Annotated in this window: 1 pseudogene; it reads right to left on the reverse strand. The window is 66.8% G+C overall.

Going from position 1 to position 548, the window contains the following annotated elements:
• Window positions 1–541: pseudogene (locus tag SM447_RS29800) on the reverse strand (hypothetical protein); the annotation flags it as partial.
• Window positions 542–548: the final 7 nt, after the last annotated feature.

The raw sequence follows: 548 nt of genomic DNA on the forward strand, positions 1-548 counted from the left end.
TGAACTTCAACATCGCCGCGTCGGGGTTGATGTTGAAGAAGCCGTCCCCGGACGTCAGCAGGTAGAAGTTGCCGTCGGGGCCCCACTTCAGGTCCATCGGGTTGTCGCAGAGGAACGGCCGCGACGGAGTGGTGGGCGCCTGGCCGCAGTTCAACACGTTGTTGATCTTCAGGATGTCGCCCTGGCCGTCGAGCCGGATCTCCTTGAGGGTGTCCCGGGTGAACTCCCCGAAGAAGATCGAACCGTCGAAGTACGCGGGGAACTTCGTCTCCGACCTCAGCTCCGGGTCGTAGTCGTAGCGCGCCGCGCCGTGCGGTCCGACGCCGCCGGTGCCCAACTCGGGGAAGAGCACGGGGCAGGTCTGCGTCGGGGTGGACAGGTAGGACTCCGGGCACGGCGTGGGGGCCTGGAACGAGTACCAGAGCTCCGACTCGGCCACCGCCGGCAGCTCCGTCAGCCCCGTGTTGTGCCGGGACGTGTTCCTCGGCGCCGCGCAGTCGAACGGCGCGACCGGTGAGATGGGGCTGGTGGTCCAGTTCATCTCGATG

Source organism: Micromonospora aridisoli (assembly GCF_056150025.1).